The organism is Bacillus methanolicus PB1, assembly GCF_000262755.1.
Classification (GTDB): domain Bacteria; phylum Bacillota; class Bacilli; order Bacillales; family Cytobacillaceae; genus Bacillus_Z; species Bacillus_Z methanolicus.
This window is the reverse complement of the sequence record NZ_AFEU01000003.1, coordinates 1,099,384-1,122,340: the sequence shown is the minus strand read 5'-3', so window position 1 is coordinate 1,122,340 and position 22,957 is coordinate 1,099,384. Positions and strand designations below refer to the sequence as shown.

Below are 22,957 nucleotides of genomic sequence, written 5' to 3'. Positions count from 1 at the left end.
TGCAGTGACGGTTCAAGGGAGGTTAATTGATTGGCGAAAGTATTAGCTTTAACAAATGATATGAGCCGCGAGGAATGGTTGAAGGCTAGAAAGGCTGGAATCGGAGGCAGTGACGCTGCTGCCATTGCAGGACTCAACAAATGGAAGTCTCCAGTAGCTGTTTTTCTCGATAAAACAGGACAAGCGCCAGAAGAGGATATTAACAGCGAATCAGCTTATTTCGGAACGATTTTAGAAGACGTAGTTGCACAGGAATTTAGTAAACGGACTGGTTTAAAGGTTCGTCGCCGCAATGCCATTCTGAAACATCCAGAACATTCCTTTATGTTAGCAAACGTTGATCGTCTAATCGTTGGAAAGCAGGAAGGTCTTGAGTGTAAGACGGCCAGCGAATATCTCAAGGACGAATGGAAAGACGATGAAGTTCCTGCTCAATATCTTATACAATGTCAGCATTATATGGCTGTAACGGGATATCAAGCATGGTGGATCGCCGTTCTAATCGGCGGAAATAAATTTGTTTACAAGCGCATCGAACGTGATGAAGAGCTCATTCAATATCTCATCGAAATAGAGAAAAACTTTTGGGAAAACCACGTTCTTGCAAACGTTCCGCCGATGTTTGACGGGTCAGATGCTTCAAGTGAGTTGCTGAAAGTGTTGTACCCTGATTCAGTTCCGGAAACTGAAATTGAATTGCCGCCGGATGCAAACTCCTTGATTGAAGCATTAGACCAAGTGAATGAGGAACTAAAACAGCTAGAAACACAAAAGAAAGAATATGAAAACCAAATTAAAGCAATGATGGGCGAAAACGAAAAAGCCTTTGCTGGTGAAAGAATCATCACTTGGAAAAACGTCCATTCAAAAAAATTCGATAGCAATCGTTTTGCTAAAGATCATCCAGAGCTTTATAACCAATACACTAAAACGTCATCATATCGCCGTTTCATGGTGAAGTAAGGGGGAGTATTAGAAAATGGCCACAACCAAAGATGTCAAAAATCAATTAGCTAACAAAGCGAACGGGAGTAATAATGCTCCTGCTTCGCCAGCAAATACAATTGCAGCATATCTGAAAAAGATGGGTCCAGAAATTGAAAAAGCATTACCTTCGCATATGAATCCGGATCGCATGGCAAGAATCGCACTAACAACGATTCGTACGAATCCAAAACTATTAGAAGCTTCTGTTCCTAGTTTGCTAGGAGCAGTCATGCAAGCAGCTCAATTAGGACTAGAACCTGGCCTAATCGGTCATTGCTACTTAGTACCATTCAAGAACGGAAAAACGGGCCAGACAGACGTTCAATTCATCATCGGTTACAAAGGAATGATTGATCTAGCACGTCGATCAGGTCAAATCGAAAACATTTACGCTCATGCGGTTTATTCCAAGGATGAATTTGATTATGAACTAGGCCTTGAACCAAAACTCAAACACAAACCTTATATGGAAGGAGATCGTGGTGAATTCGTCGGAGCTTATGCGGTGGCTCATTTCAAAGATGGCGGCTACCAATTCGAATTCATGCCAAAATCAGAAATCGATAAACGTCGTAAACGTTCCAAAGCTGCCAATAACGGTCCGTGGGTTTCTGATTATGAGGAAATGGCCAAGAAAACGGTGATTCGCCACATGTGGAAGTATCTCCCGATTAGCGTTGAGATTCAGCAACAAGCAATGCAGGACGAAGTGGTAAGAAAAGACGTGACAGCTGAACCAGAATACATCGATATGGAAGTGTCGGCAATTGAGGATATCCCGACGGAGGACGTTGCGGAACAAACAGATGAAGCTTCATCCAATCAACAGGAGATTGAATTTGAATGATCGGCAAAGAGGCCTATTACAAAGTCCTCCTTCCTGAGTGGATCTGGAAGGAGGCTAAAACAAAAGAAGAAGTGAAAAGGCTTGTACTACAGTATATGCGCCATTACCCACATTATGTGGTGAAAAAGGTCAAAGACGGATTTGCGGTTTGTGAGAGAAAGTGAAGGAGTGGTCGGGGTGGAAAAACAAATACAGGCGTCGGGGTTTGTTATCCAGCCCCGACTGCAATTCAAAAATATTAAAGACAAAATGCTCTATCAGCTGTTTTTAGATTTAGCAAATTTTAAAGACGACAACCTTTGTAAAAGAGGGCAATTGATCACATCTTCATTAAAACTTTCCGATGAAACTGGTTGGTCAAGGGGTGAAATAAGAGGTTCTATTAAGAGATTAGAAGATGATGGATACATTAAATCGGAGCCTTTTAAAAAAAATAAAGGGTTAATCATTACAATTATAGGTTATGACGATTTCCAAAAATTAGGTAACTATAACCCGAAAAATAACCAACTCGATAGCCAACAGGATAGCCAACATGAAAACCAACCAGATAACCAACAGACAGAATCTTCAAACCCTTGCGACAGTAAGGAGGAATGCACTTTGAAAGAAGAAATTAACCAACAGGACAGTCAACAGGATAACCAACAGAAAAACCAACTCAATAACCATACTATAACAGCATATATAAACAGCATTAATAACATCAATAAAACATTAAAAGAATATATCGTCGAAGCTCCGGTAAAAAACAAAAATTTGAGCTCTACTGAAGAAATTGAAACCTTTGTTGATTTCGCTTTGCGAACCAACGCTCTACCATCTGGAACTTCAAGAAAAATACTAATCGCTTACTTTGACTGTATCCGCCTTACAAGGCAAACATGCACAATTTCGGCCAATATCCTAGTGAATTTTATAGAAAAAATCAAAAAATACTCTATCAACCAAATCCATTACGCTTTGTGGAAACACATTGATCAGCACGATGACAAAAAAGAGTCTTATACGTTGGGTATTTTAAGAAACACAAATGAGCATGAAGCACGGCGCGGACTTATCAAACTGAAAAACAAAGGTGGTGGATTAGAGCATGCGGTCGGTTCGGAAAATAGCGAATATGACTTCGGATTTTAACGGCGAGTTTGTTAATAAATACAAGTGTGAAGGCTGCGGCAATGAAGTTATTGTTATTCGCACAAAAATGTTATTCGGTCCCAAAAAAGGCGAGTGGTTCGAAGGGAAAAAGGGCTGCGAGTGTGAGATTTTGAAAATCATCAAGGATGAGCAGCAAGAGGCTAAAAAAGCCAGGCTAAAGCGAATTTTTGAGGAGAATAGCCTTATCAATCCAGCTCTGAAAGAAGCGACTTTTGAAAACTTTGAGCCAAATGAATTTGGACAAGCTTTACAAAAAGCAAAACGCTATGTTGACGAATTTAACTTAAAAAATCCTAAGAATTTATTTTTTCAAGGGTCATTTGGAACAGGAAAAAGCCATTTGTCTTTCTCTATTGCTAAAGCTTTAACCGAAAAGGGGTACACAACAATTTTCATTTCCACTCCGAAGCTGCTAACCAAGATACGGAATACATACAACAAAGAGAGTGAAATGAGCGAAGAACGAATCATAAACGCAATAGCGGATGTGGATCTAGTGGTCTTTGACGACATTGGCGCAGAAGGAGAAATTTCCGGTTGGCCAATACAAAAGTTGTTTGAAGTGATAGATCAACGAGCAGGGAAACACAACATTTACACAACAAATTTGAGCTCTAGTGAGTTTGAAGTGTCAAAGGATCTGCGACGGATTTTCTCCCGAATGATGATGGACGCAGAGCCAATTATCATGAACGGAACGGATTACAGGAAAAAACAATTTTTGAAAAAGGTGAAAGAGAATGTGTGATCTTTGCTACGGCACTCATGTAGTGTACGAGATTGATAGTTTTTTTGAGTACGTTTATACATGCCCGAATTGCGGACCTGAGCCGGAAGAAAAATTTCGTACTCGGATGGATGATCTTCAAAGGCGGATCGAGCTTGTTGAAAAGGATTTTGAGAAAAAAGGGGCGTGATGGAAATGATCATCTCCTATTGCCCAGACTGCGGCTGGGAAGAGTGGGGGATTGAAGCCAATCGTCAAAAATGTGTTGCGGGTTTTACGTACGACACGAGGAAGTGGATGGGTGAAGATGCTTAAAGAAGGTGATTGGGTAATCTACGATGGGAAAATTGGTTGCATTACACATATTTATGACTACGGAGTAGCAAAAGAAGCAAAAGTTTATTTTACGAGAGATAGAGGGGGAAAGTTTTTAAAGGACATGTAGGTTTTCATCACTTTAGAGAACTCAAACCAGCTCCCATTGAAGCTTATTACAGTCCTGAACAATTAGAATTTTTAATTAATTTAGCTTTAGACATGAACGACAAAGAATGGTTTTTAGAATTAACGGAAAAGAGGGATTTAATTGGACAAGAGTGAGAATTATGTCATCGCTAATGTAAATGGCGGTTATGCTTATTGGTTAGAACGTGGTAAGACAACTAATGACTTGAATCAAACGCAAAAATTTAAAACAGAACGTTCAGCAGAGTTTGTTTTGCGGTTAATGAGTGAACCAATCAATTGGAGAATTATTAAATTATAAAGGGGTTTTTAAATATGAACTATGCACTGACTGTATTAAAAGCAGAAAAAGCACGATTAGAACATGAATTATTTGAAAGTATTAAATTTAATAATTCTTTGTTTGCCCACAAAAAAATAGTTGAGTACGGACCTGAGAATGTTATTGCCTTTAACTATCAAGTAATCGAAAGACAAATAGCAGAATTAAAAAAAGCGATTAAGTGTTTGGAGGAAACGGAATGAACGATCAAGAGCGGTTGGAAAAATTGAAGAGCACGGATTTAGGGCCAATTGCATTTTATTTGAATCATAAAACGGTGTTTGATGGGACTCGTTTGAAAAAGGATTGGGATTGGCTCATTCAAACTGTTAAGGAATTACAAGCGGAGAATGAAGCATTAAAGAGTTCTTTGGAATTTCAAACAATTTTAAAAGAAAGTTATGACAAATTACACGGGCAGGAATTAAGGGAAAAGTTTAAATTCGCAAAACAACTCCAACAAGCCCAAGAACGCATCGCCTTCTTAGAAGCTCTTTTGAAAGCGAGGTGAGGATGTTGGGCATTCTCTACGACAAAGTGATGGTGACAAAGGAAGCAAAACGGCAAATATTCATTTCTTGTCTGCTCGAAAAAGGCATCACTGCAACGAAGGATGGGACAAGCATTTACGATCTGGATTATTACGACCTGCGGCTTGAGTTGGTTAAGGTGGACTTTCGGGAATCGCCTGAAAACCGGTGGTTTTGATGAGAGGGAAGAAACCTTGCGGTGATTATTTCTTCAAATCACCTAGAAAAAACAGAACCATCGTTCTGGAAGATTTGGATTTTGTTTGGGACTCATGGGAGCTGCAAGAAATGGTCCAAATGTGGCAAAAAGGTGTTCCTGTTGCAAAAATAGGTGAACACTTCCAACGAGATCCGGACGAAGTATTGTTGGCTCTGATTCATTTGGCCCGAGAGGACAAGATTGATAGACGCAAAGGCGGATTGAAAGGAGAAGAGGCTCGATGAGATGGGAACTTGCTACCGATGAGCAGCTATGGAACATCATCGAAAATGACTGGCATGTACCGGAAAGGCATATCGATGGATTAGTAACAGAAGCATTGAACCGAAACTTGTTTGACCATCTAATTAAGCATTTAATCAATAAAATGTTCGACAGATGGGATCCCGAACGAAGATATAACTTTTCTGATCTTTACCAAATTGGATATATCGGTATTGTTCAGGCTTTAAAAAACTATAAAGTCGGCAAGGGTTCATTCAAAACCTTTGCCTACATGAACATCAAAACGGAGTTTGTTCATCATTTAGAAAAAATCAATGCCGAAAAACGAAAACTTTATGAAAATATTCTCTCCCTCGATGTACAAAAACACGAGGATAACGATTCAACTTTCTTAGACTCTCTTATCGACGAAACGAAAAATCCGGAGAAGATAACAATCAACAAACTTTTCTTAGAGGAACAGTTTAAAAAATTATCCCAGCGCGAAAGAGAAATCCTTCTGTATTTCACGCAAGGATATTCCATGCACGAAATTGCAAAGATGTACAAACAGAATGGTGCAGCTTGGATCAGCCGGCAATTTCATAGAGGGATTGCAAAGATCAACCCATCTTACCAGAAAACAAGTTTGAAAGATTTGGGGCTAGTAACTGGAGCGAAAGGAGCTATCGCATGAACCTATCAAAATTATTTGAACTACAACGCAAGCTGGATGACAATATCGAAAAAAAGCATCCACGTCAACCCGGTGAGGATCGGCTAGCAAAGAAGATTCTTGCTTTATACAGCGAACTGGGCGAATTACTTAATGAATGGCGAGAGTTTAAATATTGGAGTTATGACCAGGAGCCGAGAACATTGGTTGAGTATGAGGTTTGCAAGTATTGTAACGGATTAGGGTTTCTTGAAGGTGAAATTCCTTCTCCTTGTCCTGTTCCTAATTGCGTTGATGGAGAACTCACTAAAAACCCACTCCTTGAAGAATTCGCTGACTGCTTGCATTTCATCTTGTCGATTGGATTAGACATAGGTTTTGATCCTGAAGATTGGGAATTTGAAGGTGAACAATATCACGACCTAACAGAACAGTTTATAGCGTTAAATAAAGCCATTATAGAGTTTTATGAAAAGCCATATGAAATGCATTATGTTGAAATTTTTGATCTATTCATAGGGCTTGGAAAAATGATCGGCTTCACATGCGAACAAATTGAAGAAGCATACATGAAGAAAAATTCAGAGAATCATAGAAGGCAGGTGAACGGATATTGATGACTGAAATGATCGAAAACAGTATTAACCGGTCCAAGAATTTCTTGATGTGCTTGAAAAAACTACCTAACCGCGGAGAAACATGTTGTAATTCTGTTTTTTCGATAAGAAAAACGGATGAGGGTCTAATCGCGATATGTACGAATTGCAGCGCGGAACATGTAGTAAAGGGAGGATCCTAAGATGGCCAAGGAACGGTTACACGGTTACTGGACAAGCAAAGAAAATCCCAATATTTATGTGTTTGTCGAAAAGGTATACAAAGCAGGATATGTTACAGGGTTTATGTATGAGCGCTTGGAAGGCGGCGGAGAAAGAATACACGTCCCTGGTCTCAAATGTTCACATGAAGAGTTGAAAGAAAAATTTGAAAGGGGGCTAAAACATTGATTTGTCCTATTTGCAATCGTCAGTTAAGAAGCAAGAAAAGTATTGAACGTGGTATGGGTCCTGTTTGTGCAAGGAAGCTGAAAGAGGCGGAATATCAATCAGAAACACAGAAGGTGAAGTAATGGCAATCACTAAGTACGGATCCAAGAAAGTCACCATTGACGGCCATACTTTTGACAGCAAGGCCGAGGCCAAATATTACGAGCAGCTGAAATGGCTCAAGCAAGCAAAGCAAATAAAGGATTTTAAGTTGCAACCAAGATACATACTCCAGGAAGCTTTCAAAAAGAATGGCAAGCATTTTCGAAAAATTGAATATGTTGCAGATTTCGAGATTCATAACCTTGATGGAAGCATTGAAGTTATTGATGTAAAAGGATATGAAACGAGAGATTTTTCGATCAAGAGAAAGCTTTTTGAAAAGAAATATGAGCACAGTTTAAAGCTTATTACTTATAACAAGTCATTCGGCTGGATTGAGTTGGACGAACTGAAAAAGATGAAAAGAAAGGCAGGGAAGCCCCGTGCAAAACGTTCTAATCGCAGACGACCGGCCGGCGTGGATGAAGGATGAAGACAGGCTAATGGCTTGCCTGTTACGCTGTTCCCTATACAAAAGATGTTCCAGCCGGTACGGGATGGATTGCAAGAAGCTGGGCGGAACGGAGGTTCCGAAGATTCGGGGTTGACCTATTACGTTACAACGGAGGTTTAAAAATGATTAAGATGGATTTATTCCAATGTGATAATTGCGAAAATATTTATGCGGTTTATCCCACACCAGTTATGCACTCTTGCCCGTATTGTCAAGGCGAAAATCATTTGGTAGCAGAAGGTAAATTTATTAAAAACAATAATGACTAAGTGAACAATACGAAGATAAGCGGTTGAAGCATACCGATGAAGAACAGATAAGAAAAGACTGTGCAACAAAAAAAAGGAGAGATATCAAATGACAAAAAATCTTGAACAATATTTGAAAGAAAACTTAGAAAAAGGTGTGATTGACCACGCAATTCGTGTGACAAAAGATTCTCTGGGCACTGTAACATTTTATATTCATCCAGTTAATGCAGACGGTGATACATTAGACTTTATCGTACAAGGCAATAAATTAAAGCAGTTATTCATAGATTAGTGCACAGTAACGAAGATAATCTGATGGGAATGAGATTCCTAAACTGAGGTGATGAAATGAAAAGGAGAGTTGCTTCCAGAAGGTTAAAACGGAAATGCCAAACGTGCGGGCGTGAGTTTAAAAAGGGTGATGTTTATTACAAACATCGTGAAGTGATATTTGATTTTGATTTTGCCGAAATCATCGCATTTGAATTCATCCAATGTCCAAAATGCAAATACAAGCATGATAGTCACAATGATAGATTTGAACGATTCAAATCGCGCTGTCACCATCCTATTACACATGAAGTTTGGTCATATATCCCTGGAGAAGCTGTTATGCAACCAGACCATGATGAATGCCTAATATGTGGTAAATGGGTGTAACATTTTGGCGGAACGGAGGTTCCGAAGATTCGTGGTTGACACATATTGCGAAGGAGTGAGAATGTGAAGAACTTTATTTGTCATTGCAATGTAAGAGCAAATGATGGAGTGGGGCATATCAGTGCAAAACCTACAGTTTATGTGGAAGCCGGCGATAGCTTCAGTGCCGTTCGTGAAGCAATTACACAGCTTGAAGAAAAATATAAGAGATTGGGATGTAATTATGTTAGTGCTTCGGTAGCACTTGTTAAAGAGATTTAGTGAATAGTACGAAAATTAGGAGGTGAACTTACATGATGACTTATACTTGCAATCACTGTAAAAAAGCAATAGACGAAGAAGATTATGAAGCTATCGAAGTTAAGCCTATACAACAAAGAGCATTATTCCCACTTGGCAAAGAGCCATTTGTACAGTCTTGGAAAAATCGATTTAGTGAAAATCAAAGACTACACTATTGCGGAGAATGCAAAGCATTATTTTACGATTTTCTTTAATGCACAATTCGAAGATAATCTGAACGATGAAGGTGAACCATGGACGGGAATGAGATTCCGAAGATTCGCGGTTGACAAATATAGTGCGATAAAAAGGGAGGAACAAAGAAATGAAAAAATTTGAAGTGGAATTATCTATTACTCAAACTTTCACAACAAAAGTCATCGTTGAGGGAGATTTTCAGGGCAACAATGACCCTGCCATTGATGAAGCTGCTAAACGTGCTGCTGACAATATGGATCATAATGATTGGAATTACAATGATACAGAATTTGAAATTGATAACGTAACCTTACTGCCTGATTTTAAAATTTTCGCAGTCGGTGACGATAGGCCCGAATACATTGTAGCCACAACAAAAGAAGAAGCAATTGCTGATCATATGAACAGAATTGATGAAGATTATTACGGCGATGAGGGTCCGAATGTTGAAGAAATTTCATTAGATTCCGTAGGTTGGTTTGAGACTGAAACAGGTTATAAAGAAATGACTTTTGCTCAGTTTTTAGGAAAAGATTTTAAATATACTGGACGGCCTCAACTAATTTGCTGGAGAGAATGAAGGGATCCCATGGGCAAATCACTTCGCAAAATCAAACGGGAGAAGAAACCTGCTTCTCCCATAGATCCAAAACTGATGGAAGCATGGAACCGGGGATTTTCAGCAGGAGCTAAAGAGCAGAGGAAATCAGATATCGAACATTTGGTGAATATCCTGGAAAACCTCGAAGAAATACCAGGCATAGGTGAAAAGACAGCGTGGAAAGTTCGGGAGTTTTTCTTGCAGAGGTTTGGAAAGGAAGGATAGGAAATTCCGTTTGTATAGAGTTTTCAAGGAGTGGTGATCGTGCAGTTAGAGTTGTTCAAAGAAGTTTTGGAGGACCTGGAAATCGAACACTGCTTGTGTCTACAGGAAATGATCCAGAAGCATTTTGGTCATAGAAAACCCCAAAGAGACTTCCGAATTACTGCTTATCACATTAAAGACAAAAAGAAATTTATAGCTAGGATAGGAGGAAGCCTGTTTTTCTGTGAGTTGACTGGCAATAAGAAATTCCCTATTTCCTATGCCAGGAAGTTCCACGGAGGTGGTGACAATCTTTATAAATGGATTGAATACATTGATCGATTTAATAACCGAGTCGATTTACTGAATCTGAGTTATTGGTAATTAAGTTTCATAGAAAGGGGGCAGACGTTTGAAAAACAAAATTTTTGTCTTTGCTTATAACGAAGATAGTGGTCCGCATCCCAAATATCGAGGGTATTTCGACGGCGAATCTTTTGTTCCAAAAACCGGGTTTTGCCAATCGATAGATGAGTTGATTAATTACGATTTTATCGAACTATATGGTATGGACGGATTGCTGAGTCATACTCCAAAAAGGTATTGCAGTAATGTATTAGAATTAATGAAACGTACGTTTGCCCGGGAATATGGTGAGGTTCAGCAAGGAAGTTTATTAGATTAGGAGGTTCTGAGTATGAGAGAGATTAAGTTTTGTGTACGAAAATCCAGAATTATTGGAGGGAAAACAATGATGAAGAAAAATAAATTGGCGGTCATGTTGGCTTTAGGTCTTTCATTAGTGAGTATGACAGGTTGCGAATCGTTTGAAAGAGCAAAAAAGGACATAGATTCAGAATTTGGAGGGTTGGAACGAGTGGCTACTGTCTATGACTCAAATGGAAACGAGATTAAACGCTACGAAGGGAAATTCGATATTGAAGTCAATGAATATGGAAACAAAATCAAATTCGACATAAATGGGAAACGCGTTTTGATTTATAACGCTACTGTCATTGTTGAAGAAAAATAAGCATGGGCGAGCAAGGCAATGATATGGAATTAATTTTGACATGGGATAATTGCCTTGCTCGGATATAGTTTTTCCAAAAAATAAGTTGATCATACATCTGATTTTAAGAGGGATGGCCAGTTACAGCTAATGTGTTGTCCCTTTATCCTGGTTATCTTTTCTTTAATCATAGAATTGAGTCATTTTCTTTTTAGTACTAGGTTTTCTTGATAGTGCTACTAAAGAAATAATAAAGATAATCCCTAAGATGTTTGATAATGTCCATCCGAAAACTTCAATTGATGTCATTACTTAATGACCTCCTTCTTTGGGGTTTATGGGAAAGATATGCAGACATACTTGTCCATATTCTAAGAAGGTTTGTTATAAGGAAACAAAATAAGCATTGTGATAATTAAGGGGGGGACAGAATGGAGAATCGTGAAATTACCATAAAGCGATTACCTTAATCGCTTTATGGTGTTAATGCATTCGAAAATTGATTTTTATTAAACCATCTATAGTATAAACGGGATATGTAATAAGTAATCCATATTGTAATAAAGCTACAGTACCAGGTCCATTTTTTGTATTGAATCAGCTTAGTGTACTTTACAGCAATTATTTCAAAAACTGTAATAAGTGATGTGTGGAAAAAATAGTAAAGACCTTTTATAAAAGCATTTCTTTTTTCTGGATAATAAAGATTAAACAAAGCACATAATGCTGGGTAAATAAAATATTCAAAACAAAAACTCCCTTTATAAGTTTTCTTAAAGAGAAGTCGATAAGGATATTCAATTAGACCTTTCTCTACCACAATTAATCCAAAAAGCCAAGTTACAATCTGTTTAAATAAAAACGGTATCTGTGCTTCACGAATTTTATCCCTTGGTACAAATCGAATTAATAATAAAAGCGTAACAATCCAAGACGAGACTAAAATAGTTTTTTCAACTTTATACGCCAATTTAGAATCCCCCTTTTTGGGGATATTGTTACCTGAATAAAAATTTTGTATGCAAAAGTAATATCGTACCAGTTGATGCAAAATGCAAAAAAAGAAGCACCCATTCGATTAGAAATGAGTGCTTAATAGGGCTCCAAAACCGAGAATTCTACTTAATGTTTGTATTATCTAGAGGTGTAAGATCAGACAGTGTAACTAACTTAATATCATGATCTTTCTTAATTTCGCAATACCCATTGTTGTAAATCCAAAAAATCACATAGATTTCTGAATCAAATTTTACTTTACTTCCTCTAACTAATGCCAAAACATTTTCCTCCTAGGTTCGGATGGAAGCCCTTGGTAAAAGAATATCAGTGAGTGAGGTTTAAAATCAAATGCGGGCTAGTGGGGTATTCTTTACTATGAGGAAAAAGTGTTGAGTTTTAATAAAAATTAAAAAAGCCAGGATCTCTCCCGGCACTCCCACTTAAATTATACCATGGGAGGGGTCTTGGTGAACGTGAATGTTGAAAAAATGACTGCGGAAATTAGTCTTATGGATAACTCATTGTATGTAGTAAAGGACGGAAAAATTACGAAAATTGAAGCCCCTCAAACGGGCTATGGTGAATATACGGCAGTATGGAAAGACGGGAAGGTTTTAGATGTGATTAAGAGTGAGAGGGTGCGGATTTGACACAAACTGTGTAATAAGAAAGGAGAATAAAAATGCCAGTATTAACTTTCCCTTGTCCAAAGTGCAAAAATCCTATGGGGTTTGATTATGCAGACTACGACTTAAGAGATGTCGTAAATAGTAAGAAATCAAGTTATTATTTTGAAGAATTAGAGTGCGAATCTTGCGGAAAGAAACTAAAAACAGTCCCTTGGATTGCTGTTTATGACGAGGTAGAAGAAGAAACAGTAGCTTTTGTTTAGTGAACAGTACGAAGATAACGTGTTCGACACAAAAAGAGACATAAGAAAAAGGAGAGGTAATTATGAATCCATTTGCAAAAGAGATAACGGATTTAATTAAAAAGTATATTTCTGATGGTATGAGTAAGAAGGAGGCCTTAGAAAGTGTAGGGGCTAAAAAGTGGTCCGGTGACAACATCTACTATATTCCTTATGGATTGTACGAGGATAAGGTTCTTTTGATAAAAGTGGATTAATTCGCATTACGAAGATAATGTTCATTTGAAATCAAGAATATAAAAGCCTTACGAAAGAATCGAGGGCACTAATCATGAGCAGGAAAACCCTGCCCTGATTGGTGTCCTTTTATTATTGTTCTACTCTTTGCAACTGAATTACCCAAAAAGCGAGATTTTGGCAACTAAAGGAGTTGAGTATATGAATTTATCGTTAAGAGATCAATTAAAAGAATGGGAAAAGAAAAATTCTTTTCAACGGCCAAAGAAAAAGCCTTCGGAGAAAAAAACGGCAGTAAAGAAAACGGATAAGCTTTCTAAAAGTGACCTTATATATCTCATGGGTATGAATCGCCCTCGGTATTCACGGGGCAAAGGCGGGGCGTTCAGGCAGAAATAAGAAGGTGGGTAGGTCAAATATGCGTAAAGAAGAAATTGAGCAAATTTTAAAGGATTATCATTGGATGATAAACTCAATCCGAATCATGCGGGAATCAATGGAAGAAGCCGGGGAAGGCATTACCTCCAAGTACGGAATTGAAGCTTCAATGCCAAAAGGAAAGGGAACTACGAGTGATCCGATTTATAGGGAGTATTTGCGCCGAGAGAAACGCTGGAAGAAAATTGAGCAATATGAGAAAAAGGTCAAAATCATTCAAGAACGTATTCATGTCATTCAAGATGAGCGTGAATTTGAAGTGCTGCACTGGCTGCTTGAAGGGAAAAGTTACAGATGGATCGGCATGCATATGGGGTTGTCTCACTCACATATTCGGAGACTGAAAGATTCAATTGTTGAACAGTTAACGAAAAATGTTCCAGATGTTCCAAATGATACAATTTTGCAAAATAAAAAGTCGGCTGTGTAAAATGGGAGGCAGGACGGAGCGGAAGCAGCTCCCTGGTTGGTAAGCTGATTTTCTTTTGAACGCCACCTTTCGGTGGTGTTTTATTGTTTTTCTTAAAAGGATTTTCATAGAATATGTCGAAACTTCTTATTGAAACAATAGGGAGGATGATTTTATGAAAATCTTAGTTAACCGTGATTTAATTAGAGACGAGTTAGGAAATTATTATGTTGCATCAAGTGTTTATGGCAAACAATTAACTCTCGTTAACGCTGTTGTATATTATTCTTTTAACCGAATTTTAACTCATGATTTCGTTGATGAGGTTAATTCCCAATATGATAAAGAAGTGGCAGTGGGTCAATTCTTCACAGACATAGTGAAACATAAAATAGAACGCTTAAAAAAAGGCGAATCCCCAGGCGGTATTTATTCTTTAGAAGAGGTTCTTAAAGAATATGTAGTAAGAATTGATGGATTATATGAGAAGTCTGTCTATTTAGAATTAAAAAAGGAAGAGTAAATTTGAGAGCATCCTTCGGGGTGCTTTTTTATTTGAAGAAATAATTTCAGCAAATAAAGTCATTATTATTATAATTTGATTAATTATAGGCTTACTCATGCGCCCTAAATAATTAAGGTGAACGAGTAAGCCTATAATACTTACTTCCTAAAGGTCATTTCGATTCTTAAAAACAAGAACGAAATCCTTAAGGAAGTGATACGCCTTAATGTTTCTTTCACTCAAACTACCCTCCTTTCCGGAGAGACTGATTTTATTATATGCCTATTCTAGTGATGTAATTCTTCGGAGTTCTTCTTTTGCTCCAAAACAAACGAATAACAGTTGGAGGTGGGTGAGATGTAGTGGCCGATCAAAAGGAATTGGCTTACCAGGATTACCTGAAAGGCATGAAATATAAAGACATCGCCGAAAAATACGGTGTCACTATAAACACGGTGAAATCCTGGAAGACTCGTTATAAATGGTCTCGTGATGGTGTGCATACAAAAGAAAAAAGTGTGCACACAAAAAAACGTGGCGGTCAACCCGGCAATCAAAATGCAAAAGGACATGGAGCTCCAAAGAATAATCAAAATGCTACGAAGCATGGTTTTTTCTCTAAATACATCCCACAAGAAACGCTTGAGATCATGGGAATGTTAGAAGAAAAAAGTCCTGCTGATTTAATATGGGACCAAATCCAAATACAATATGCTGCCATCATCAGAGCCCAGCAAATTATGTTTGTTGAAGCAAAAGATGAAATGATTAAAGAGCTCAAGAAAGAGAAAACGGAATTGGAAAGCAGCAAAGATAAGGATGGGAATATTGAATCAATTCCAACTTATGTTGAAAGAGAATACGAATTCCAATTCGCTTGGGATCGTCATGCTACCTTCCTAAACGCTCAATCCAGGGCCATGTCCGAATTGCGAAGCTTAATTAGGCAGTTTGAAGAGATGGCAAGCATGAACGATGAACGCCGATTAAAACTTGAACAGATGAAATTCGGCATCGAGAAAACCAAGAAAGAAACAGAATTCATTGAAGAGCGTACTAAACAGCTTAAAGGTGCTGCTAAGGATACTTCTAAACTTGATGCCCTTATCAAAGTGGTGACAAGTGATGATTGAGTTTTCTCCTAAACAAAAAGAAATCATCCGTGCGCCATTTGACGTGACTCTTGAAGTAAATGAGGGAACGCCGCGGTCAGGGAAAACGACAGCTGGACACTTTCGCTTTGCTTATTATTTGACGGTTACACCTGATGAAAATCACTTGATTGTGGCCTATAACCAAGAACAGGCTTATCGTCTTTTTGTTGACGGTGATGGAACAGGACTAATTCACATTTTTGGAGATTTAGCAAAGCCCAAAAGCGATAGGTTAGGAGATTACTTGGAAGTTTATACGCCTACAGGCATTAAGAAAGTGTATTACAAAGGCGGGGGGAAAGTCGATAGTGTAAAAGCTATCACTGGTATGTCGCTTGGATCCGTCATTTTTTGTGAGATTAATCTTTTGCACATGAATATGATTCAGGAATGTTTTCGCCGTACTTTTGCCGCAAAGATGCGGTATCACTTGGCAGACTTAAACCCGCCTCCGCCGAACCACCCGGTTATCAAAGAAGTGTTCGAAGTTCAGAAAACACGCTGGAAGCATTGGACTATCCAGGACAATCCGATTATCTCGGAAGAACGAAAGCAAGAAATCTATGAAACTCTTTCAAAGAATCCGTACTTGCTGCAGCGTGACTGGTATGGAAAGCGCGTCATGCCCGAAGGTGTTATTTATGGCATGTTCGATATGGACAAGCATATTTTATCTACGCTTTTGGGCGAACCGTACGAAATGTTTTTTACAGCTGACGGTGGGCAGGGGGATGCAACAAGTGTTTCTTGCAATATTGTTACGAGATACAACGGCAAATTCCGATTGAACAGGGTTGCTAATTATTATCATTCTGGTTCAGAAACTGGCCAAGTAAAAGCCATGAGCGTTTATGCAAGGGAAATCAAAGCTTTTGTGAATTGGTGTGTAGAGAAGTTCCAGATGCGTTATACGGAGTTCTTTGTGGACCCTGCCTGTAAGTCATTGCGCGAGGAGCTGCATTTGATTGGAATAGATACACGGCCGGCGAACAATAATGCTCATGATATAAAAGGTTCTTCAAAAGGAATCGAGGTTGGGATTGAACGTGCTCAGAACGCCATTACCAATGAGCAATTTTTCCTTGTAGAAAACGATAAATACGATCATTACAACTTCATAAAAGAGGTTGGTATGTACAGTCGGGATGAAAACGGCAAACCGATTGATGATTTTAACCATGCAATGGATGAATTTAGATACAGTGTGAACTACTTTTACAAACGATATGTGCTATAAGGGTGTGATTTGGTGTTTAAAAGCCTAATCGCCAAGATAAGGCAGGTGATGTACAGGATGGGATTGATAAAAGGCATAAAGAAGCTGGCGGATCACAAGGATATTCAGGTCAGTGAGGAACAATATCAGCAAATTGATATTTGGAAGGCACTCTATAAGGGCTACTATGAGAAATGGCACAAGGTCCAATATCAAACGATTAATGGCCAAAAAACACGGACAATGAAAACGCTGAATATGCCTAAAGTGGTTGCCCAAGAACTAGCAACTCTCGTGTTCAATGAAAAATGTGAGATTAGTATTTCTGATGAGCAGTTGTCAGAAAATATCAAGCAAGTCTTCAAGACTAATAGTTTTTATAAAAAATTTCAGGACTATCTCGAATACAATTTTGCCCTTGGCGGAATGGTCATCAAAGCATATGCGGAAAATGACCAAATTAAGTTGTCATATGTAACGGCTGACTGTTTTATCCCTCTAGGATGGGATAACAAAGGAATCAACGAGGGTGTCTTTGTCAATGAGTTCAGAAAAGGGAACAAGAAGTATACCCATTTAGAATGGCACTTGTGGGAAGGTGATCAGTACGTTATCAAGAATGAAGTGTACGAGAGCAATAATAGCACGGATTTAGGTGTTAAAGTATCGCTGAAAGACTTCTTCCCAAACCTTAAAGAAGAAGCTACTATTGAGAATCTGAAACGGCCATTATTTGTCTATTTCAAGCCGAATACAGCGAACAATATCGACATTACAAGCCCTTTGGGAATATCCGTCTTTGCTAATGCCTTGGACACGCTTCATTCGCTGGATATTGCTTTTGACAGCTATCAGCGTGAGTTTAGGCTGGGGAAGAAACGGATTCTTGTTCCTGCTACAGCAATTAAAACGGTCGTTGATCCACAAACCGGCCAGATGAATCGTTATTTTGATGCCAATGATGAAGTCTATGAAGCTTTTAACTTTGACCAGGATTCGGACGGAATCAAAGACATTTCCGTTGCGTTGAGGGTAGAGGAGCACATTTCGGCTATCAACTCCCTGTTAAACATTTTGGCCATGCAAATTGGGTTTAGTGCTGGCTCCTTCACTTTCGATGGAAAAGGGGTTAAAACAGCTACGGAGGTTGTTTCAGAAAATAGTAAGACGTTCCGCACAAAACAGGGGCATGAAACGATAATTGAAGCCGGGCTGCAGGAATTGGTGGAAGTTATCGTCCAGGTTGCGGAATTATACGGTATTTTTGCTGGCCCAGAAGATTACGAGGTCACTGTCACATTTGATGATTCCATTGCAGAAGATCAGACAGCCGAAATAAATAAGCAGATTCAGCTTGTTAGCAACGGGCTTACTTCAAAGAAAAAAGCCATCATGAAGATTCATGGACTTACAGAAGAAGAAGCTGAGCGCTTGCTGAAAGAAATCCGGGAAGAACAGCAAACGGCAACAGCCGAAGCGATTGACTTTTTTGGGATGAGTAAAAACAGAAATTCGGAAGGTGAATAAGTTTGATCCGTATAAAATGGGAAATTAAATACTTTTTAAGCGGCATTCAATTTTACAGAAAAATAAAAGGTGGCCATTGGTACAAAGTTAGACCAAAATACGATCTAATGTATGGATCGTATTGGATTAATAGGGCGCCTTTCTTTAATGAAATTGTGATAGCGACAGAGGTTTATTAAATGGATCCACTCAAACAGCAGCAACTAACGATGCCTGTTGTTGAGGTCTTTCTTGCTATCGAGGAGCAGATCCTCATTAACATTGCGAAACGATTGAAAAAGCACAAGGGTTTGTTTGATGAAGATATCCATTCCTGGCAAGTTCAAAAACTATCAGAACTCGGAGCGCTGACTCAACAAAATATCATCATGATTGCAAAGTATGCTCGTTTGTCCATTGATGAAGTTACGAAAATGTTAGAGCAAGCAGGATATACAACCGTTCAGGAATATGAAGGTGACTTGCAGGAAGCGGTACAATTAGGGTTGGCGATTCAACCTCCAACAGGACCGGAAGTAAGCACTTCTTTACAAGCGATTTTGAGTGCATATCAAGCGCAGGCAATGAACACTTTCAATCTCGTAAACACAACGCTTATTCAGCAAGCAGAACAGGCATATTTGGACATTGTGAACCAAACGGTAGGGAAAGTATTAGCCGGTGTTCAAACTCCGAGAGAAGCGCTTAGAGAAGTAGCTGCAAAGTGGGCAAATGATGGGATACCGGCACTCATTGATAAGGCGGGGAGAAAATGGAGTACGGAAGGATACTTAAGTATGATTGCTCGAACCATGAGCAACAATATTGCAAATGACATGCAGGATGCCCGTATGGCGGAATATGGGGTGGATTTGATTGAGGTTAGTTCTCATATGGGAGCAAGACCAAAATGTGCTCCATATCAAGGCAGAATCTTTTCCTTGAGTGGAACAAGCGACAAATACCCGCCTTTCAGTTCCACATCATACGGCCAGCCTGATGGGTTGTTCGGCATTAACTGCCGTCATGTGAAATATCCGTTTATTCCTGGCATCACGAAGCAGAGGTTTAAACCTTATGATGCCGAAAAAAACCGAAAAGCGTATGAGGAAAGCCAACAGCAACGCTATCTTGAAAGGCAGATCCGGAAGGCTAAGAGAGAATATAACATGATGGAAGCATTGCATGATAAAGAAGGTATGAAGAAAGCGCGCGAAAAAGTTCTTCAGGCACAAGAAAACATGCGAGAATTTTTCAAGCAAACAGGTAGAACCAGAAACCGTTCGCGTGAACAATTAGCGCTAAATAATCCACGTATTAGTGGATCTCCTTCTTCATCCAAAAAAGAAACGCAAAATAGTAAAACGAAATCTACTAATCCAGAATCGTCAAATAATCCGATAGATCGTTTTGTTAAGGTTAGAGATCGAGGGAATTTTGACGGAAGTAAGATACCTAATAATTAAGGCGGTGATACCGTGCTCGTTGAAAATCTAGTATCAAACGATGTTGCTTGGTCAATTGAAGAAATTAACAAGCTTTACCGTGATGGAAAAATTAAAGGATTTACCATTCAGATTATGTTGAATGATGGTGAATTCATTACCGGTGCAATTGGTGATATATCTTTTCTTGAAAGATTGGGAATGATTGAATCTGCTAAAAATGATATTTTCTTAAGCGCAGGTGATTAAATGATTGTTAAATAATCAATCATATCGTTTTATCAAAGTTAGATTGGGGTTTTTGATGGAAGTTTGATAGCTTATTAAGGAGGTTTTTTTTAATGAAACCAACAGTAGGAAGAATTGTGTACTACAAAAGTTATGGAACTCCAAACGGGGAATATAAGTCAGAAGAAAGAGCGGCTATTGTTACAGGTGTAGTCGATGACGAAACAGTTCATTTGTGTGTTTTGAATCCGACAGGGATGTTTTTTAATCTTAATGTGAAACAAGGGCAAAATGGCGGGCAGCGGGATTGGATGCCATATCAAAAAGGACAAGCTCAGAAAACTGATGAAGTAACGGAAACGCTCAATAAGGTAAACGTTGCGCAAAACTTTGTTATGGAAAACTTGCTACAGCGGATCGAGCAATTAGAAAGTCATGTAAATGAGTTGCAAAAGCAAGAGCAGATTATTCAGAGCATGTCTTATCATCTTGTGCAGCTCCAGCAGGAAATAAATGAACTTAAAAAACCGCAAGAACCTAACTATTTTGGATAGGTTCTTTTTATTTTGAGTAAAAAGTGGGAGGCAAAAAGAAATGAAAAAGTTAGAACATGATTTATTAACCGATAAGTACACGACTATTTATCACGATGAGCCTGAATTTAATGCACCTCACGTTTTTTCAGTTTACGGGAACAAAACCTTAAAAGGTAATGGAGACACTTTTGAACATTTGCAGGATATAAAGTTTCAAAAAGGCCCAATAAAGGAACATGGAGTAAATGGAGTGAGCAACGAGGATCTAATCTCCATGGTAATTTGTCGTTTAGAACATTTTCAAAAAAGCGAGTACAGATGCAGGGAAAATGCTTTGGCTATCACTGCATTAGAAGAAGCTTTACTATGGCTTAGAAAACGTACATTAGGAAGAGAAAAACGCGGTGTAGAAGGAACAAACGTTAAATAATCTTGTTATTAATAGATTGCCCGTTTATTCGGGGTGGGCGTAAAAGAAAACGAAAGAAATTACCCTTATGGGAGGTTTTATCATGGAAATTAAAAAAGCAATGGCATATCGTCAGCCAATTAATGACGAAGGTTTGTTGCGTTTAAATTTGCAGTTTTTTGCTGATGGTGACGGCGGAGATAGTGGAGAAGGTGGTCAAGGCGGCCAAGGGGATCAACCTCCTAACCAAACGCCGGCAGGAGATGGAGGACAAGGCCAACAACCGCAAAATCAACAAAATCAACAGGATCCACCTAAAACCTTCACACAAGACGATGTAAACAATATCGTCGCGAAAGAAGCGAAAAAGGCACAAGAAAAATTGCTTAAGCAGTTAGGAATTGAAGATTTCAATTCCGCGAAAGAAGGCCTTCAAAAATTCAAAGAGTGGCAAGAAAGCCAAAAGACCGAAGCACAAAAGCAGGCTGAACGCTTGCAAGAGCTTGAAACCAATTTCAACACAGTCAATGAAGAAAATGCTTCGCTCAAGGCGCAGATTTCCGCCATGAAATCCGGAGTTCATGCGGATTATGTTCAGGATGTTGTCATTCTTGCTAAAACACTTGTCAACGAAGAAACAGATATTGAAGCAGCTATCCAAAAAGTTGTGGAAAAGTATCCGCATTTCAAACAGGCACAACAAGAACCGCAACAACAAGACCCGAAACCACAATTCACAACAGGGCAACATCAAAAGCAGCCACAATCCGAATTGGAGAAGTGGCTCAACGCGTTTAAAAATTAAAACTATTAGGAGGTAATAAAGAATGCCAAACTATGCTGAACTCTATCAACAAGCCCTGCAACAACGCTTTGCAGAAGGATTAATGTTTAATGCTTTGTATAACACGCCTAATAACCAAACAGTTAAATGGATTAACGCAAAAACGATTCAGATTCCACGTATCACTACTGGTGGCTTTGTCGATGTTGACCGTGATGTAGTAGGAAGCTTCACACGTCGCGCTGATAATAGCTGGGAAACAAAAACACTAGAACACGACCGAGAATTCCGTACCCTTGTGGACCCGGCAGACATTGATGAAACGAACATGGCTTTGTCCATTGCAAATATTACTCGTGTGTTCAATGATGAACAAAAAATCCCGGAAATGGACAAATACATGGCGTCGAAACTGTACGCCGAGTTCCTTGCTTACGGCGGTACAGCCAATACGACGGCACTTTCTGAAAGCAACGTTTTGTCCATCTTCGACACATTTATGGAAGAAATGGATGATGCCGAAGTGCCACAAAATGGACGTATTCTTTATGTCACTCCTGCGGTTAAAAAGATTCTTAAGCAGGCTCAAGACATTCAACGGACGCTGATGGTAACGCAAAACAATGGTTCCGTCAATCGAAACGTCTATTCATTGGATGATGTTACAATCGTCACTGTGCCGTCCAGCCGCATGAAAACAGCGTACAACTTCACCGACGGAGCGGTACCAGACGGAACAGCTAAACAAATCAATATGATTCTTGTTCATCCACTTTCCGTTATTTCACCGCAAAAATATGAATTTGTTGATCTTGACGAACCAACTGCGGCAACAGGCGGAAAGTATTTGTACTATGAACGCAAATACTGGGATGTGTTTGTTATCGAAAAGAAAGCAGCGGGCGTAAAATTCCATACGGCTGTGTAATGACAGAGGGCTTTGTGCCCTCTTTTTAATATGAAGGAGGGAATATATATGGATGTAGTTAAAGTTCGCAAACAAAACAAAATTTTAGAAATTCCAGAAAGTCGCTTGGAAGCCTTTTTGCAGCAGGGATATGACCAAATCGATGAGAAAGGTGGAGTGATTAAACGAGCAACAGGCGGACGGGCTATCTCTGTTGCGGAATACAACAAGGTGGTCGAGGAATTAGAACGGCTGAAAAATACGGACGCGGAAAAAGAACTAGAAGAAGCGAAAAAAGAGATTAAAGCATTAAAAGCAGAAAACACCAAGCTCAAAAAGTCAGTAGAAGAAACTAAGAGTGAGTAAT

At 38.9% G+C, this 22,957-nt stretch carries 46 protein-coding genes; 43 read left to right on the top strand and 3 right to left on the bottom strand.

Going from position 1 to position 22,957, the window contains the following annotated elements; translation table 11 throughout:
* Positions 1 to 60 precede the first annotated feature (60 nt).
* The 27 genes from PB1_RS15340 to PB1_RS15230 all read left to right on the top strand — a co-directional run bounded on the left by PB1_RS15340 (position 61) and on the right by PB1_RS15230 (position 10,967).
* Positions 61 to 963, top strand: a complete 903-nt coding sequence (locus PB1_RS15340; protein ID WP_034645700.1) for a YqaJ viral recombinase family nuclease — start codon at positions 61 to 63, stop codon at positions 961 to 963.
* 16 nt (positions 964 to 979) lie between these two features.
* The gene (gene recT / locus PB1_RS15335; protein ID WP_004438645.1) at positions 980 to 1,834 is read left to right on the top strand and encodes a recombination protein RecT; all 855 of its coding nucleotides are present in this window, start codon (positions 980 to 982) and stop codon (positions 1,832 to 1,834) included.
* A complete protein-coding gene (locus PB1_RS17860; RefSeq protein WP_004438643.1) occupies positions 1,831 to 1,998 on the top strand; it encodes a hypothetical protein in 168 nt (55 codons plus the stop codon). Before recT ends, PB1_RS17860 begins: the two co-directional genes overlap by 4 nt.
* A 13-nt stretch (positions 1,999 to 2,011) precedes the next feature.
* Positions 2,012 to 2,971, top strand: a complete 960-nt coding sequence (locus tag PB1_RS16625) for a hypothetical protein (RefSeq protein ID WP_004438640.1) — start codon at positions 2,012 to 2,014, stop codon at positions 2,969 to 2,971.
* Positions 2,928 to 3,740, top strand: a complete 813-nt coding sequence (locus PB1_RS15325) for an ATP-binding protein (protein ID WP_004438637.1) — start codon at positions 2,928 to 2,930, stop codon at positions 3,738 to 3,740. The genes PB1_RS16625 and PB1_RS15325 overlap by 44 nt, the downstream gene beginning before the upstream one ends.
* Complete coding sequence (locus tag PB1_RS17855) at positions 3,733 to 3,909, top strand: hypothetical protein (RefSeq protein WP_004438635.1); 177 nt, start codon at positions 3,733 to 3,735, stop codon at positions 3,907 to 3,909. The genes PB1_RS15325 and PB1_RS17855 overlap by 8 nt, the downstream gene beginning before the upstream one ends.
* Before the next feature lie 51 nt (positions 3,910 to 3,960).
* Entirely contained in the window at positions 3,961 to 4,164 is a 204-nt protein-coding gene (locus PB1_RS17610; RefSeq protein WP_155816446.1) for a hypothetical protein, read from the top strand.
* A gap of 35 nt (positions 4,165 to 4,199) precedes the next feature.
* A complete protein-coding gene (locus PB1_RS18640; protein WP_155816465.1) occupies positions 4,200 to 4,319 on the top strand; it encodes an IDEAL domain-containing protein in 120 nt (39 codons plus the stop codon).
* On the top strand, positions 4,306 to 4,485 hold the full coding sequence (locus tag PB1_RS15320; protein ID WP_004438627.1) for a hypothetical protein: 180 nt from the start codon (positions 4,306 to 4,308) through the stop codon (positions 4,483 to 4,485). Before PB1_RS18640 ends, PB1_RS15320 begins: the two co-directional genes overlap by 14 nt.
* Before the next feature lie 14 nt (positions 4,486 to 4,499).
* On the top strand, positions 4,500 to 4,709 hold the full coding sequence (locus tag PB1_RS15315; protein WP_004438625.1) for a hypothetical protein: 210 nt from the start codon (positions 4,500 to 4,502) through the stop codon (positions 4,707 to 4,709).
* Positions 4,706 to 5,017 carry a hypothetical protein gene (locus PB1_RS15310; protein ID WP_004438622.1) on the top strand — a complete coding sequence of 104 codons (312 nt, stop codon included), beginning with the start codon at positions 4,706 to 4,708 and terminating at the stop codon, positions 5,015 to 5,017. The genes PB1_RS15315 and PB1_RS15310 overlap by 4 nt, the downstream gene beginning before the upstream one ends.
* 5 nt (positions 5,018 to 5,022) lie before the next feature.
* Positions 5,023 to 5,214, top strand: coding sequence for a hypothetical protein (locus PB1_RS15305; RefSeq protein WP_004438619.1), 192 nt, complete (start codon positions 5,023 to 5,025; stop codon positions 5,212 to 5,214).
* The gene (locus PB1_RS15300) at positions 5,214 to 5,480 is read left to right on the top strand and encodes a hypothetical protein (RefSeq protein ID WP_004438616.1); all 267 of its coding nucleotides are present in this window, start codon (positions 5,214 to 5,216) and stop codon (positions 5,478 to 5,480) included. The genes PB1_RS15305 and PB1_RS15300 overlap by 1 nt, the downstream gene beginning before the upstream one ends.
* Complete coding sequence (locus PB1_RS15295) at positions 5,477 to 6,157, top strand: sigma-70 family RNA polymerase sigma factor (protein ID WP_004438612.1); 681 nt, start codon at positions 5,477 to 5,479, stop codon at positions 6,155 to 6,157. Before PB1_RS15300 ends, PB1_RS15295 begins: the two co-directional genes overlap by 4 nt.
* A complete protein-coding gene (locus PB1_RS15290) occupies positions 6,154 to 6,753 on the top strand; it encodes a dUTP diphosphatase (protein WP_004438609.1) in 600 nt (199 codons plus the stop codon). Before PB1_RS15295 ends, PB1_RS15290 begins: the two co-directional genes overlap by 4 nt.
* Positions 6,754 to 6,936: 183 nt before the next feature.
* Complete coding sequence (locus tag PB1_RS15280) at positions 6,937 to 7,143, top strand: hypothetical protein (RefSeq protein WP_004438607.1); 207 nt, start codon at positions 6,937 to 6,939, stop codon at positions 7,141 to 7,143.
* Positions 7,140 to 7,265 (top strand): DUF6011 domain-containing protein, encoded by a 126-nt coding sequence (locus tag PB1_RS18225; RefSeq protein WP_004438605.1) that lies wholly within the window; start codon positions 7,140 to 7,142, stop codon positions 7,263 to 7,265. The genes PB1_RS15280 and PB1_RS18225 overlap by 4 nt, the downstream gene beginning before the upstream one ends.
* Positions 7,265 to 7,717, top strand: coding sequence for a DUF1064 domain-containing protein (locus tag PB1_RS15275; RefSeq protein ID WP_004438602.1), 453 nt, complete (start codon positions 7,265 to 7,267; stop codon positions 7,715 to 7,717). The genes PB1_RS18225 and PB1_RS15275 overlap by 1 nt, the downstream gene beginning before the upstream one ends.
* Before the next feature lie 143 nt (positions 7,718 to 7,860).
* Positions 7,861 to 8,007 carry a hypothetical protein gene (locus PB1_RS17600; RefSeq protein WP_004438601.1) on the top strand — a complete coding sequence of 49 codons (147 nt, stop codon included), beginning with the start codon at positions 7,861 to 7,863 and terminating at the stop codon, positions 8,005 to 8,007.
* Between the two features lie 88 nt (positions 8,008 to 8,095).
* On the top strand, positions 8,096 to 8,281 hold the full coding sequence (locus PB1_RS15270; RefSeq protein ID WP_004438598.1) for a hypothetical protein: 186 nt from the start codon (positions 8,096 to 8,098) through the stop codon (positions 8,279 to 8,281).
* Positions 8,282 to 8,712: 431 nt separating this feature from the next.
* Positions 8,713 to 8,910, top strand: a complete 198-nt coding sequence (locus PB1_RS15260) for a hypothetical protein (protein WP_004438594.1) — start codon at positions 8,713 to 8,715, stop codon at positions 8,908 to 8,910.
* Between the two features lie 32 nt (positions 8,911 to 8,942).
* Complete coding sequence (locus PB1_RS17595) at positions 8,943 to 9,146, top strand: hypothetical protein (RefSeq protein ID WP_155816444.1); 204 nt, start codon at positions 8,943 to 8,945, stop codon at positions 9,144 to 9,146.
* 110 nt (positions 9,147 to 9,256) lie between these two features.
* On the top strand, positions 9,257 to 9,709 hold the full coding sequence (locus PB1_RS15250) for a hypothetical protein (RefSeq protein WP_004438588.1): 453 nt from the start codon (positions 9,257 to 9,259) through the stop codon (positions 9,707 to 9,709).
* A 9-nt stretch (positions 9,710 to 9,718) separates the two neighbouring features.
* Positions 9,719 to 9,955, top strand: coding sequence for a helix-hairpin-helix domain-containing protein (locus tag PB1_RS15245; protein WP_004438584.1), 237 nt, complete (start codon positions 9,719 to 9,721; stop codon positions 9,953 to 9,955).
* Positions 9,956 to 9,994: 39 nt separating this feature from the next.
* Complete coding sequence (locus tag PB1_RS15240; RefSeq protein ID WP_004438581.1) at positions 9,995 to 10,318, top strand: hypothetical protein; 324 nt, start codon at positions 9,995 to 9,997, stop codon at positions 10,316 to 10,318.
* A gap of 28 nt (positions 10,319 to 10,346) precedes the next feature.
* A complete protein-coding gene (locus PB1_RS15235; protein WP_004438579.1) occupies positions 10,347 to 10,619 on the top strand; it encodes a hypothetical protein in 273 nt (90 codons plus the stop codon).
* Positions 10,620 to 10,631: 12 nt separating this feature from the next.
* Positions 10,632 to 10,967, top strand: coding sequence for a DUF5052 family protein (locus PB1_RS15230; RefSeq protein ID WP_004438575.1), 336 nt, complete (start codon positions 10,632 to 10,634; stop codon positions 10,965 to 10,967).
* A gap of 162 nt (positions 10,968 to 11,129) precedes the next feature.
* Here PB1_RS15230 and PB1_RS18350 read toward each other — a convergent pair whose 3' ends face one another.
* From PB1_RS18350 to PB1_RS17850, 3 genes are all read right to left on the bottom strand, one after another.
* Complete coding sequence (locus tag PB1_RS18350; protein ID WP_004438572.1) at positions 11,130 to 11,255, bottom strand: hypothetical protein; 126 nt, start codon at positions 11,253 to 11,255, stop codon at positions 11,130 to 11,132.
* Positions 11,256 to 11,421: 166 nt separating this feature from the next.
* Positions 11,422 to 11,916, bottom strand: coding sequence for a CBO0543 family protein (locus PB1_RS15225; RefSeq protein WP_004438569.1), 495 nt, complete (start codon positions 11,914 to 11,916; stop codon positions 11,422 to 11,424).
* 148 nt (positions 11,917 to 12,064) lie between these two features.
* A complete protein-coding gene (locus PB1_RS17850; protein WP_004438567.1) occupies positions 12,065 to 12,223 on the bottom strand; it encodes a hypothetical protein in 159 nt (52 codons plus the stop codon).
* A 189-nt stretch (positions 12,224 to 12,412) separates the two neighbouring features.
* Between PB1_RS17850 and PB1_RS15220 the strand changes: the two genes are divergently transcribed.
* The 16 genes from PB1_RS15220 to PB1_RS15150 all read left to right on the top strand — a co-directional run bounded on the left by PB1_RS15220 (position 12,413) and on the right by PB1_RS15150 (position 22,956).
* A complete protein-coding gene (locus tag PB1_RS15220) occupies positions 12,413 to 12,595 on the top strand; it encodes a DUF3954 domain-containing protein (RefSeq protein WP_004438565.1) in 183 nt (60 codons plus the stop codon).
* 32 nt (positions 12,596 to 12,627) lie between these two features.
* Complete coding sequence (locus PB1_RS15215; RefSeq protein ID WP_004438563.1) at positions 12,628 to 12,837, top strand: hypothetical protein; 210 nt, start codon at positions 12,628 to 12,630, stop codon at positions 12,835 to 12,837.
* A gap of 62 nt (positions 12,838 to 12,899) precedes the next feature.
* Positions 12,900 to 13,073 carry a hypothetical protein gene (locus tag PB1_RS17590; RefSeq protein ID WP_004438559.1) on the top strand — a complete coding sequence of 58 codons (174 nt, stop codon included), beginning with the start codon at positions 12,900 to 12,902 and terminating at the stop codon, positions 13,071 to 13,073.
* A gap of 181 nt (positions 13,074 to 13,254) precedes the next feature.
* Positions 13,255 to 13,452, top strand: coding sequence for a hypothetical protein (locus tag PB1_RS15210; protein ID WP_004438557.1), 198 nt, complete (start codon positions 13,255 to 13,257; stop codon positions 13,450 to 13,452).
* A 19-nt stretch (positions 13,453 to 13,471) separates the two neighbouring features.
* The gene (locus PB1_RS15205; RefSeq protein ID WP_004438552.1) at positions 13,472 to 13,921 is read left to right on the top strand and encodes a helix-turn-helix domain-containing protein; all 450 of its coding nucleotides are present in this window, start codon (positions 13,472 to 13,474) and stop codon (positions 13,919 to 13,921) included.
* 154 nt (positions 13,922 to 14,075) lie between these two features.
* On the top strand, positions 14,076 to 14,423 hold the full coding sequence (locus PB1_RS15200; RefSeq protein ID WP_004438549.1) for a hypothetical protein: 348 nt from the start codon (positions 14,076 to 14,078) through the stop codon (positions 14,421 to 14,423).
* Between the two features lie 344 nt (positions 14,424 to 14,767).
* Positions 14,768 to 15,538: a phage terminase small subunit gene (terS, locus tag PB1_RS15195; RefSeq protein ID WP_004438548.1), complete on the top strand. Its 771-nt coding sequence runs from the start codon at positions 14,768 to 14,770 to the stop codon at positions 15,536 to 15,538.
* Entirely contained in the window at positions 15,531 to 16,796 is a 1,266-nt protein-coding gene (locus PB1_RS15190) for a PBSX family phage terminase large subunit (RefSeq protein ID WP_004438545.1), read from the top strand. Before terS ends, PB1_RS15190 begins: the two co-directional genes overlap by 8 nt.
* A 12-nt stretch (positions 16,797 to 16,808) precedes the next feature.
* Positions 16,809 to 18,302 carry a phage portal protein gene (locus PB1_RS15185; protein ID WP_034645440.1) on the top strand — a complete coding sequence of 498 codons (1,494 nt, stop codon included), beginning with the start codon at positions 16,809 to 16,811 and terminating at the stop codon, positions 18,300 to 18,302.
* 179 nt (positions 18,303 to 18,481) lie between these two features.
* A complete protein-coding gene (locus PB1_RS15180; RefSeq protein ID WP_004438537.1) occupies positions 18,482 to 19,747 on the top strand; it encodes a phage minor capsid protein in 1,266 nt (421 codons plus the stop codon).
* Positions 19,748 to 19,759: 12 nt separating this feature from the next.
* Positions 19,760 to 19,975: a hypothetical protein gene (locus PB1_RS15175; protein ID WP_004438535.1), complete on the top strand. Its 216-nt coding sequence runs from the start codon at positions 19,760 to 19,762 to the stop codon at positions 19,973 to 19,975.
* Positions 19,976 to 20,067: 92 nt separating this feature from the next.
* Entirely contained in the window at positions 20,068 to 20,508 is a 441-nt protein-coding gene (locus PB1_RS15170; RefSeq protein ID WP_004438531.1) for a hypothetical protein, read from the top strand.
* A gap of 40 nt (positions 20,509 to 20,548) precedes the next feature.
* A complete protein-coding gene (locus PB1_RS15165; protein ID WP_004438529.1) occupies positions 20,549 to 20,920 on the top strand; it encodes an Acb2/Tad1 domain-containing protein in 372 nt (123 codons plus the stop codon).
* Positions 20,921 to 21,002: 82 nt separating this feature from the next.
* Positions 21,003 to 21,704: a hypothetical protein gene (locus tag PB1_RS15160; protein WP_004438526.1), complete on the top strand. Its 702-nt coding sequence runs from the start codon at positions 21,003 to 21,005 to the stop codon at positions 21,702 to 21,704.
* A gap of 22 nt (positions 21,705 to 21,726) precedes the next feature.
* Complete coding sequence (locus PB1_RS15155) at positions 21,727 to 22,611, top strand: hypothetical protein (RefSeq protein WP_004438524.1); 885 nt, start codon at positions 21,727 to 21,729, stop codon at positions 22,609 to 22,611.
* A 48-nt stretch (positions 22,612 to 22,659) separates the two neighbouring features.
* Entirely contained in the window at positions 22,660 to 22,956 is a 297-nt protein-coding gene (locus tag PB1_RS15150; protein ID WP_004438521.1) for a hypothetical protein, read from the top strand.
* Position 22,957: the final 1 nt, after the last annotated feature.